The sequence below is a fragment of the Micromonospora sp. NPDC049523 genome (genome assembly GCF_040676775.1).
Classification (GTDB): Bacteria; Actinomycetota; Actinomycetes; order Mycobacteriales; family Micromonosporaceae; genus Micromonospora_G.
The window spans coordinates 34,951-45,186 of sequence record NZ_JBFAPP010000039.1; the positions used below are offsets into that span (position 1 = coordinate 34,951).

Consider the following 10,236-nt stretch of genomic DNA (forward strand, 5'->3'; position numbering starts at 1 on the left):
CCCGGTCGATCCCGCTGACTCGGCCGGTCCCGCGGCGAAGGTATCGAGAGCCATGGCTGGGAGCGCTCCCAATACAACAGCGATGTTGCCAGGCCGTTTCTGGGCTGTCAATCGGTGATCCTGGATGGGCTGGCTTTCGGTCCGACCCGTACCGGCGGCTCGACCTTGGCGAACACGATCGGTTAGCCGACAGTGGGCGCGCGACGCCACGACTGTCGGGAACGTAGCGGATAGGCCAAAATGGATGGTTCGGGCCGGGGGTGATCGGGGGAACAGGGTGACCCAGGAGGACAGGGGTTCCCGTCGTGGGTCGGTGACCCGCGGCGTACGGCTGGTGGCGGTGCTCCTGAGTCTCGTGGTGGCGGTCGCGGCCGTCATCACCACCGTGCTGCTCACCGGCCCACCGGCCGAACAGGACCTGCTCCGCGAGGCCGGCGTGATCGGCAAGCGCGAACTGCTGATCGGCGTCAAGGACGACCAGCCGGGCATCGCCCAACTCGACCCCAAGACCGGCACCTACTCCGGCTTCGACATCGACATCGCCTGGATGATCGCCGCCGACCTCGGGTTCCGGCCCAACGCCGTACGGTTCCTCGCCATCGAGAGCGAGGACCGGGCCAAGATGCAGGCGCGTACGGACGACGGGCAGTTTGTCATCGTCGACCTGGTGATCGCCTCGTACAGCATCACCGAGGAACGGGAGCGGCTCAGCGGGGTCACGTTCTCCGCGCCGTACCTGGCCACCGAGCAGTCGGTGATCACCCGCCTGGACTACGCCGGTCCCGTCGACACCCTGATCGACCTGCGCGGCAAGAAGGTGTGCAGCCTCTCCACCGCCACCTCCGAGTCGCCGGCCGCCAAGGCCGGGGTCGAACTGATCAGCAAGAAGCGGGTGAGCGAGTGCGTGGACGCGCTGCTCGCCAAGCAGGTGGAGGCCGTCACCACCGACGCCGCGATCCTGGCCGGCTTCGTCGCCAAGTACCCGGAGCAGTTGCGCCACCACGACATAGGACTCGACCCGTCGGAGATGTACGGCGTCAACACCGGTGCCAACGAGGCGTTGCGGGACCTGGTCAACCTCTCCCTCTACGACTCGTTGACCGATCCGCGGGACCGCCGTTGGGAGGACGCGTTCGACCGGCACCTACGCCCCGAACAGCCGGTGAACCTGCCCCAACCGGTCGCGGTCGCACAGCAGCCGGACGTGGAAGAGGTGGAGGTACGGCGGTGGCCCTGGGAGACGGCGGCGATCCGACCGAGAGCGGTGCCGGCGACCGTACGGTAAGCGCCCGCCAGGCCCAGCACTGGCTGCTCACCGTGGTGCCGGCGTTCCCGCTGCTCCTGCTCGTGCTGCGGCTCTGGCACCTGAGCCGGCAGGACCTGTCGACCATGCTGGTCCTGGTGCAGTACGTCAGCCCGCTCGGCCTGGTCAGCGCGCTGCTGATCACCCTGCTCTGGGTGCTGCCGCTGGTGGTGCTGGCGGTGGCCGCGCTGGGCACGCTGCTCTGGGTCAGCGCCCCGGACCGGTTCGACCCCGAGCGTTCCCTGCTGGCCCGCGCCACCGCCCGGCTACCCGGTTGGGTGATCATGGCGGCGGTGCTGCTGGCCCTGCTCACCTGGCAGTTCCGGTTCCTGCCCTGCCTGCTGATGCTGGCCCTGGCCATCCTCGGCCTGCGTACCCGGCGACGGCATCGCGAAGACCACCTCCGCCGGTACCTGTTCTGCCTGGTGCTGCCGCTGGTCGCGGCGCTGCTCGCCGAGGCATGGGTGGCACCGGCGGCGATCGCGGCCGTACGGGCGCAGGAGTGGGTGACCGTCGTGCTGCTGACCCTGCCGCCACTGCTCACCGTGTTCCTGACCGGTCCGATCCCGAGCCCGGTCGCACCCGTACTCACCCGATGGGTGTTGATCGCGGCGGCGCTCACCGCGCCGTTCCTGCTCGGGGCGATCTTCCTGCGGGCGCCGATCCTGCCGATGGTGGCGGTCGAGATCATCTCGACCCCCGTGTCGGCGGCGCCGGAGCAGCCGGTTCCCGGTGCGTCGCCCGAGCCGGTGGAGGTGCTGATCGCCCGGGTGATCGCCGTCGACGACCGGACGACCACCCTGCTCGACGAGCGGGGCTCGGTACGTTTCGTCCGCAACGACCGGGTCCGGTCGCAGACGCTCTGCCCCGAACTCGAACAGGTCCCCTACAGCACCGTACGGGTGCACGGCTGGCATGCGGAGGAGACGGCACTGGAGTGGGCGATCCCGCGCCGGCCACCCGCCGATCCCGACCCTCGCTGCTCCGGTCGACCGTTCGACGACGCCCCCGACACGGCGATTCCCGTGACGCGATGACTACCTAAAGTTAAATCACGGCATTTGTGAGCCGGCTCCGGTGATCTACTAGAGACATTGTGGCCCCTCTCCTGGCAGGCTGCCTGCCATGACCCTCAAGCTGCGCGCCGCCGCAGTGACCGATCGTGGCCTGATCCGTAGCGGCAATCAGGATTCCGTGCACACCGGCGACTGGCTCATCGCCGTCGCCGACGGGATGGGCGGCATGGCCGCCGGTGACCTGGCCAGCCGGATCGCCATCGAGACGATCGCACCGGTGGACCGGCCGACCCCGGACGAGGAACTGGTGCCGGCGTTACAGGGTGTGCTCGGCGAGGCCAGTGGCCGGATCCGTGCCGCCGTCGAGGAGGAGCCGACCCGGCACGGCATGGGCACCACCCTCACCGCCCTGCTGTTCTCCGCCACCGGCACCAGCCTCGCGCTGGCCCACATCGGCGACTCGCGGGCGTACCTGTTGCGCGACGACGTGTTCACCCAGGTCACCAGGGACGACACCTTCGTGCAGTTGCTGGTCGACGAGGGCGTGATCGACGCCGAGCAGGCGCGCAGCCACCCGCGGCGGGCGGTGGTCACCCAGGCGTTGCAGGGTGAACCGGCCAGTCCGGCGTACTCCACCCAGCCGCCGCGGGAGGGAGACCGGTGGCTGCTCTGCTCCGACGGGCTGTCCAACGTGGTCCGCTCCGATTCGCTGGCCGAGGCGCTGCGGTCGTACCCCGATCGGGACGCCTGCGCCCGCCGGCTGGTCGACCTGGCGTTGCGGGCCGGCGGGCCGGACAACATCACCGTGGTGATCGCCGACGTCGCCGACGTCGCCGACGACGCGGGCGAGTGAGCTGGCCCGATTCGGGCACCGCCGTCACTGGCGCGGGGGCTTCACCCGCCCGCTCGGCTTGGCCCGGCTCGGGTCGTCCGGCCACGGGTGGCGGGGATAGCGCCCGCGCAACTCGCTGCGTACGCGCGGATAGCCGGTCTCCCAGAACGAGGCCAGGTCGCTGGTGACGGCGACCGGCCGACCGGCCGGGGAGAGCATGCTCAGCCGTACCGGCACCCGCCCGTCCGCGAGCCGGGGCACGTCCGCCCAGCCGAACGTCTCCTGCAACTTGACCGCCAGCACCGGCGCGGACGGGTCGGTGTAGTCGACCCTGATCCGCGAACCGCTCGGCACGGTCAACCGCTCCGGGGCCAGTTCGTCCAACCGGGCGGCCTGCGCCCACGGGACCAGCCGGCGCAACGCCGAGGAGACGTTGATCCGGTGCAGGTCGGCCCGTCGTCGCGCGCCGGCCAACTCCGGGGCGAGCCACTGCGGCATCGCGGCGAGCAGCGACTCGTCGTCCACCGCCGGCCACGAATCGCCGAAGGCCTCCCGGCAGAAGGCCAGCCGTAGCCGGGTCGACTCCGCCTCGGGTGTCCAGTTCAGCAGGGCGAGCCCGACCTTGCGTACGCCGTCGAGCAGGGCGGCGGTCAGCTCCTCCTGGTCCGGCTTGAGCCCTTGCTCGGCCAGCACCAGCGCCCCGAGTCGGTGTACGTCGCGGGCCTGCACGTCGTTGCCGGCCCAGACCACCTCCCGCTCCTGCACGAGCAGTGGCCCACCGGCCTCGCGGGCGGTCGCCTCGTCGATCACCGCGGCCAGCCGGATCTGCGCGCCCCGCCGGCCCGGCGCGCGGTCCGCGACCGCGATCGCCAACCACGCCGACCCGGTCAGCGCCGACCCCGCCGCCAGGTCCGCGGCGGTTCCGCCGGCCATCAGGTACGTCGTCCCGCCCGACTTGCGGACCCGGGCCAACCGCTCGGGGTACGCGAGCCCGACCAGCAGCCCGGCGGCCAGGTCGTCGGGCAGCCGCTTCCCACCGCTGCTCTCCTGGGCGTCGGCGGCGCCGCGCAGCCGGGTGACTTCGGCCCGCCAGCGGGCGGTGGCGGCCTGGTCGGTGTTGCCGCGCAACCGCCGCCACACCACGGCCAGGTCGTCGTCGCGACCGGCCACCGAGTCTTCGGAGAGCAGCGCCACCACCTCGGCGGCCCGCTGCGCGCCCAGGGTCTCGGTGCCGTCCAGCAGTGCGCGGGCCAGCCGTGGATGCGCACCGACCGCCGCGATGGCCCGGCCGCGCGTGGTCACCCGCCCGTCGCCCTCCACCGCGCCCAACGCCCCGAGCGTGGTACGGGCAACCTGCATGGCAGCGGCCGGCGGCGGATCGGGCAGTGCCAGGCCGGTGCCGTCGGGCTGGCCCCAGCAGGACAGTTGCAGCGCGAACGCGGTCAGGTCGGCGGTCGCGATCTCCGGTTCCGGTTGGGCCGGCAGCCGGTCGTGGCTCGCCTCCGACCAGCACCGGTAGACCCACCCCGGCGCCTCACGTCCGGCCCGACCGGCGCGCTGGGTGGCGGCCGAGCGGGACACCGCCACGGTGACCAGGGCACCAAGCCCGCGGGCCAGGTCCGTACGGGCCACCCGGCTCAACCCGGCGTCGACGACCACCCGTACGCCGGGCACGGTCAGGCTGGTCTCGGCCACGTTGGTGGCCAGCACCACCCGGCGACGGGTGCCGGGGCGCAGCGCGGCGTCCTGGTCCCGCCCCGACTGCCGCCCGTGCAGGGGCACCACGTCGACCTCGCCCCGTACGCCGCCCAGGCGGTTCGCGACCCCGCCGATCTCACCCGCCCCGGGCAGGAAGACCAGCAGGTCGCCGTCGGCCTCGTGCAGGGCCCGGCGCACCGTGGCCGCCACGTGGTCCAGCATTCGTGGATCCACCCGCAGCCCGTGCGGCGGATCGACCGGGCGCAGCGGCGGCGCCCACACCACCTCGACCGGGTGCAGCGCCGCCGGGGTCTCGACCACCGGCACCGGTCCTTCCCCGGCACTGCCGAGTACGGCGGCCAGCCGTTGCGCCTCGGCGGTCGCCGACATCGCCAGCAGCCGTAGTTCGGGGCGGAGTGTGGCGCGTACCTCGACCGCGAAGGCGAGCGCGAGGTCGGAGTCGAGATGCCGCTCGTGTGCCTCGTCGAGCAGCACCGCGCCGACGCCGGCCAGTTCCGGGTCGTGCTGGAGGCGTTGCACCAGCAGACCGGTGGTGACGACCTCGATCCGGGTACGCGCACCGACCCGCCGCTCACCGCGTACGGCGTAGCCGACCGTGCCTCCGACCTGTTCGCCGAGGAGCGACGACATCCGGCGGGCCGCTGCGCGGGCGGCGATCCGGCGGGGCTGGGCTACCACGATCCGACCCTCGACCTCGTCCATCAGCGCCAGTGGCACCAGCGTGGTCTTGCCGGTGCCGGGCGGCGCGACCAGCACCGCCGCACCCTCGCTGCGGAGCGCGGCGAGCAACTCCGGCAGGACGTGGCGGACGGGCAGGTCCTCGGTGATCGTCTCGGGTAGCACCGGGCCAGTGTCGCACCGGGGCCGGTACGGCCGTCGGCTCGCCGGGTCAGTCGGTGCCGCGCAACGCGCGGGTGCCGGCGACGAAGGCCGTCCATCCGGCCCGGTCGAACAGCAGTACGGGCCCCGGCCGGTCCTTGCTGTCCCGTACCGCCACCGCGCGGTCGAGGATGGCCACCTCCACGCAGTTGCCGTTGCCACTGCTGCGGCGGCTCGTACGCCAGTCGGCCCGGGCCAGGTCGATCCCCGTCATTGGTACCTCTTGTCTTCCGCCCGATGAGCCACCGGAATGATCACGGATAGTTAAGAGAAGCCTCCCGAATTCGGGTCATCGACTCCGCCGGAGTCAGCGCCATCCGGCACAGCTTCTCGTGCAGCAGGGTATACCCGAGCACATGATCGGCTTCCTCCAGAGCCAGCCCCATCGTTAGGTTTTCCAGGTAAACCACGGACGCGTCGGCGGCCTCGGCGAAGCCGAGGATGACGTACGGCGTGGTCATCGCAGGGTGTCCGCCGGCCGCGAAGGGAAGTACCTGAATTGTAACGTTGGGTAACTCCGCGACCTTGATCATGTGTTCCAGTTGCCGGGCCATCACGTGCGCCCCGCCGACCGCCCGGAGGAGGACCGCCTCGTTGAGGACGACCGACAACTGCACCGACGGGTCGCGGTGCAGCACCGCCTGGCGCTGCAGTCGCGCGGCCACCTTTCGCTCCACGCCGCTGTCGCCCGCGGTGAGTAGGTAGATCGCGCGGGCGTACTCCTCCGTTTGCAACAACCCGGGCACCGATTCGGCCTCGTACGTCCGCAGAGCGGCGGCCTCGGCCTCCAGGCCGACATAAAACTCGAACCAGTCGGGCAGTACGTCGCTGTAACTCTGCCACCAGCCGCGCCCCTGGGCGCCCCGAGCAACCTCGATCAGAGCCTCGGCCTCCTCCCCGGTCACCTGGTAGAGCGCAAGCGCGGCGCGTACGTCGCGGGGCTTGATGCCGATCTGCGCGTTCTCGATCCGGGACAGGTTGCTCTTGGACATGTCCAGTTGGCGGGCGGCCTGGTCGAGTGTCATCCCGCCCCGTTCGCGTAGCTGGCGAAGCTCGCGGGCGATACGGCGGCGGCGGACGGTTGGGCTGGCGGTCACGGCGCCGAGTTTCCCACGACCGGATTCGCGGGCCCGGCACCCGGTCTTGAAACCGATTGAATCCGGGAGTTGCATTGCATCCACCCCCCGGTGCATCCTTTTCTCCGGCGTCGATCAACAACACTTCTATCCCGTGTGGACAGTCCACACACGCCGGACGAAAGGGAGAGTCTTGCTTCTCGCGGACGAGTTCTTCCTGATCGCCCATGACGACGCCAAGGGCAAACCCCGGCTGCACCCCTCCGCCACCGGACTCGGGCTCGCGGCCGGGCTGCTCGGCGAACTCCTGCTGGCCCGGCGGATCGTCATCACCGCCGGCACGGTCACCGTCGTGGACCGTCGACCACCGGACGACGCCCTGGCGCACACCGTGCTCGACCAGCTGGTGGGGGAGCCGGAGCACCGGTCGGTGCGTACCTGGTTGGGGTTTCTGGGCAACAGCGCGGCCGAGTCGGTCGGCGAGCGGCTCGCCCGCGCCGGCACGGTACGGCGGGTGGAGACCCGGCGCCTGTTGCGCACCGCGGTCGTCTACCAACCCGCGGACATGAACGCCGCCGCCTGGCCGGTCACCCGGCTGCGGGCGTCGCTCAGTCGCGGCGAACCACTGCCGGTCGCGGACGTGCTGCTGCTCGCCCTGCTGGCCGCGACCAACCTGCTGCGTGAGGTGTTGTGGGGCACCGAACCCGGTACGCAGTATCGGCTCCACCAGTTGATAGACGGGCTGCCGCCACCCCTGGGTGACCTGGCCCGGCACACCGAGGCGGCTGTGGGGGCCGCTGTGCTGTCCGGTCGCCCCTGACCGGCCGAAGTTGACCGGCCGCCTCCGACCGGCGGGACCGATCGGCCGGAGCCGACGGTCGACCCTGACCGCCCGGGCAATCCCGGTCCGGCCACTCTCCCCTCCTCACCCCCGGAGCAGACTCGATGGCCCCTCCGTCAGCAACCCCCCGACCGAGCAACGTCTCCACCGCGCTGGCCAGTGGCCGGCTCGGCATCCCGTCCGTGGTCTTCTTCGTGCTGTCGGCGGCCGCCCCGCTGACCGTGGTGGCCGGCGTCGTCACCACCGGGTTCGCGGTGACCGGTGTGACCGGCATCCCGCTGGCCTTCCTGCTGATCGGCGCGGTGCTGGCGCTCTTCTCGGTCGGTTACGTCGCGATGGCACGGCACACCGCCAACGCCGGGGCCTTCTACGCGTACGTCTCCCGTGGGCTCGGCCGGCCGGCCGGGGTGGCGGCGGCCTGGGTGGCACTGATCGCGTACAACGCGCTGCAGGTGGGGCTCTACGGTGCGGTCGGCGCGGCGGCGGCGCCCGTACTCGAGCAGTTCTTCGGCATCGAGGACCCGAAGTGGTGGGTGATCGCCCTGATCGCCTGGGCGGTGGTGGCCGGACTCGGCGTACTGCGGGTCGACATCAACGGCATGGTGCTGGCCGTACTGCTGCTCACCGAGATCGCCATCATCGTCGCGTTCGACCTGGCCGACCTGCTCAGCCCGGCCGGCGGCAGCGTCAGCCTCGAAACGCTCGACCCGTCGAACCTGTTCGTGCCCGGCGTCGGGGCGATCCTGGTGTTGGCGGCGACCGGCTTCACCGGCTTCGAATCCGCGGTCGTGTTCAGCGAGGAGAGCAAGGATCCGAAGCGGACCGTCCCGGTCGCCACGTACCTCTCCGTCGCCATCATCGCCGGCCTGTACGCGCTCAGCGCCTGGGCGATGACGGTCGCCACCGGCCCGGACAAGATCGTCGAGTCGTCGCAGGCGGAGGGAGTCGGACTCATCTTCGTACTCGCCGACGGCAACCTCGGCGGCACCTTCGTCAGCATCGGGCAGGTGCTCTTCCTGACCTCGGTGCTGGCCGCGATGATCTCGTTCCACAACACCACCGCCCGGTACACCTTCGCGCTCGGCCGGGAGCGGGTCCTGCCCGCGCTCTTCGGCCGCACCGCCCCGCGTACGGGTGCACCACGGGCCGCGTCGATCGCGCAGAGCGTACTCGGGCTGGTGGTCATCGCGGTCTACGCGATCGCCGGCTGGGACCCACTGGTCAAGCTCTTCTACTGGGGCGGCACCGGTGGCGGCTTCGGCGTACTGCTGCTGATCACCGCCACCTCGATCGCGGTCATCGCCTTCTTCGCCCGCAACCCGTCCGGGGAGAGCGGCTGGCACCGGGTGATCGCTCCCGGTCTGGCCACCGTGGCCCTGGCGGTCATCGTGTTCATCGCGCTGGACAACTTCGCCATCCTGCTCGGCGTGGCGCCCGATTCGGTGCTGCGCTGGGCGTTGCCGGCGGCCTACCCGGTCGCCGCCGTACTGGGTGTGATCTGGGCGCTGGTGCTGCGTGCCCGCCGTCCGGAGGTGTACGCCACCATCGGGCTCGGCCCGGAGAGCGCGATCGGTGGGCCGATTCCGCCGGGAGCCACCGAGCGGCAGCCGGTGGAGGCACGGCCGTGACCGGGCCGGTGATCGAGCGGGCCGAACCGGCCGACGCCCGGGTGCTGGCCGAACTGATCGCCGAGGCGTTCCACCCGCTGGCCGCCACCGCCTGGCTGGTGCCGGACCCGGCGGTCCGTCCGAAGATCCTGACGGACGACTTCCACATCCTGGTCGAGCACGCGATCGAGTGGGGCCTGGTCGAGACCACCGAGGACCGACGCGCGGTCGCGGTGTGGCTGCCGGCGGTCGGCGATCCGCTGCCCCCACCGGTCGACTACGACGATCGTCTGGCCGCCGCCTGCGGCGAGCTGACCGACCGGTTCCGGCTGCTCGACGACCTGTTCGAGGCGAACCATCCGCACGATCCGCACGACCATCTGGCCTTCCTCGCCGTCGCACCGGACCGGCAGGGCACCGGGATCGGCTCGGCGCTGCTCCGGCACCGGCACGCCTGGCTGGACGAGCAGGGACTGCCGGCGTACCTGGACGCGAGTGGCACCCGCAGCCGGGACCTCTACGCCCGGCACGGCTATCGGGTCGGCGAGCCGTTCCGGCTGCCCGACGGCACCCCGTTCTGGCCGATGTGGCGGCCGGCGGGAGGGTGAACGCCCAATCGGTCAACTCGGCGGGATGACCGATCGGTGACGCGTCAGGGGCCGGGCCAATACTGGCCCGGCCCCTGACGTCCGGCGCGTTCCACGCCGGTACCTCCCCCAAGAATCAGTACGTCTCGCTGAGTTGTCCGCGGAGTTTGGTGAGTGCGCGGGTGAGTAGGCGGGAGACGTGCATTTGGGAGACGCCGATCTGGTCGGCGATTTGGGATTGGGTGAGGTTGCCGTAGAAGCGGAGGGTGAGGATTTTTTGTTCGCGTTCGTCGAGGGTGGCGAGTGCGGGGCCGAGGGCGATGCGGAGTTCGGCTTGTTCGAAGTCGGGGTCGTCGCCGCCGAGCATGTCGCCGAG

General features: G+C 71.4%; 10 protein-coding genes. 6 read left to right on the top strand and 4 right to left on the bottom strand.

Annotated features, from left to right (window positions below):
* Window positions 1-277 precede the first annotated feature (277 nt).
* The 3 genes from AB0J90_RS34290 to AB0J90_RS34300 all read left to right on the top strand — a co-directional run bounded on the left by AB0J90_RS34290 (window position 278) and on the right by AB0J90_RS34300 (window position 3,172).
* A complete protein-coding gene (locus AB0J90_RS34290) occupies window positions 278-1,285 on the top strand; it encodes a transporter substrate-binding domain-containing protein (RefSeq protein WP_363603250.1) in 1,008 nt (335 codons plus the stop codon).
* Window positions 1,228-2,340, top strand: a complete 1,113-nt coding sequence (locus AB0J90_RS34295) for a hypothetical protein (protein WP_363603251.1) — start codon at window positions 1,228-1,230, stop codon at window positions 2,338-2,340. The genes AB0J90_RS34290 and AB0J90_RS34295 overlap by 58 nt, the downstream gene beginning before the upstream one ends.
* A gap of 88 nt (window positions 2,341-2,428) precedes the next feature.
* The gene (locus AB0J90_RS34300; protein ID WP_363603252.1) at window positions 2,429-3,172 is read left to right on the top strand and encodes a protein phosphatase 2C domain-containing protein; all 744 of its coding nucleotides are present in this window, start codon (window positions 2,429-2,431) and stop codon (window positions 3,170-3,172) included.
* 24 nt (window positions 3,173-3,196) lie between these two features.
* Here AB0J90_RS34300 and hrpB read toward each other — a convergent pair whose 3' ends face one another.
* Genes hrpB through AB0J90_RS34315 form a run of 3 tightly spaced genes read right to left on the bottom strand, consistent with a single transcriptional unit; the run spans window position 3,197 to window position 6,846 of the window.
* A complete protein-coding gene (gene hrpB / locus AB0J90_RS34305) occupies window positions 3,197-5,713 on the bottom strand; it encodes an ATP-dependent helicase HrpB (protein ID WP_363603253.1) in 2,517 nt (838 codons plus the stop codon).
* 46 nt (window positions 5,714-5,759) lie between these two features.
* Window positions 5,760-5,963: a DUF397 domain-containing protein gene (locus tag AB0J90_RS34310; protein ID WP_363603254.1), complete on the bottom strand. Its 204-nt coding sequence runs from the start codon at window positions 5,961-5,963 to the stop codon at window positions 5,760-5,762.
* A 40-nt stretch (window positions 5,964-6,003) separates the two neighbouring features.
* Window positions 6,004-6,846 (bottom strand): helix-turn-helix transcriptional regulator, encoded by an 843-nt coding sequence (locus AB0J90_RS34315; protein ID WP_363603255.1) that lies wholly within the window; start codon window positions 6,844-6,846, stop codon window positions 6,004-6,006.
* A gap of 172 nt (window positions 6,847-7,018) precedes the next feature.
* On the opposite strand from AB0J90_RS34315, the gene AB0J90_RS34320 reads away from it, so the two are divergent.
* The 3 genes from AB0J90_RS34320 (at window position 7,019) to AB0J90_RS34330 (ending at window position 9,881) form a co-directional block, all read left to right on the top strand.
* Entirely contained in the window at window positions 7,019-7,645 is a 627-nt protein-coding gene (locus tag AB0J90_RS34320) for a GPP34 family phosphoprotein (protein ID WP_363603256.1), read from the top strand.
* Between the two features lie 125 nt (window positions 7,646-7,770).
* Window positions 7,771-9,294, top strand: a complete 1,524-nt coding sequence (locus tag AB0J90_RS34325; protein ID WP_363603257.1) for an APC family permease — start codon at window positions 7,771-7,773, stop codon at window positions 9,292-9,294.
* A complete protein-coding gene (locus AB0J90_RS34330; RefSeq protein WP_363603258.1) occupies window positions 9,291-9,881 on the top strand; it encodes a GNAT family N-acetyltransferase in 591 nt (196 codons plus the stop codon). Before AB0J90_RS34325 ends, AB0J90_RS34330 begins: the two co-directional genes overlap by 4 nt.
* 115 nt (window positions 9,882-9,996) lie before the next feature.
* On the opposite strand, the gene AB0J90_RS34335 is transcribed toward AB0J90_RS34330, so the two are convergent.
* Window positions 9,997-10,236: sigma-70 family RNA polymerase sigma factor (locus AB0J90_RS34335; RefSeq protein WP_363599534.1), on the bottom strand; the 240-nt coding region annotated here is incomplete at its 5' end.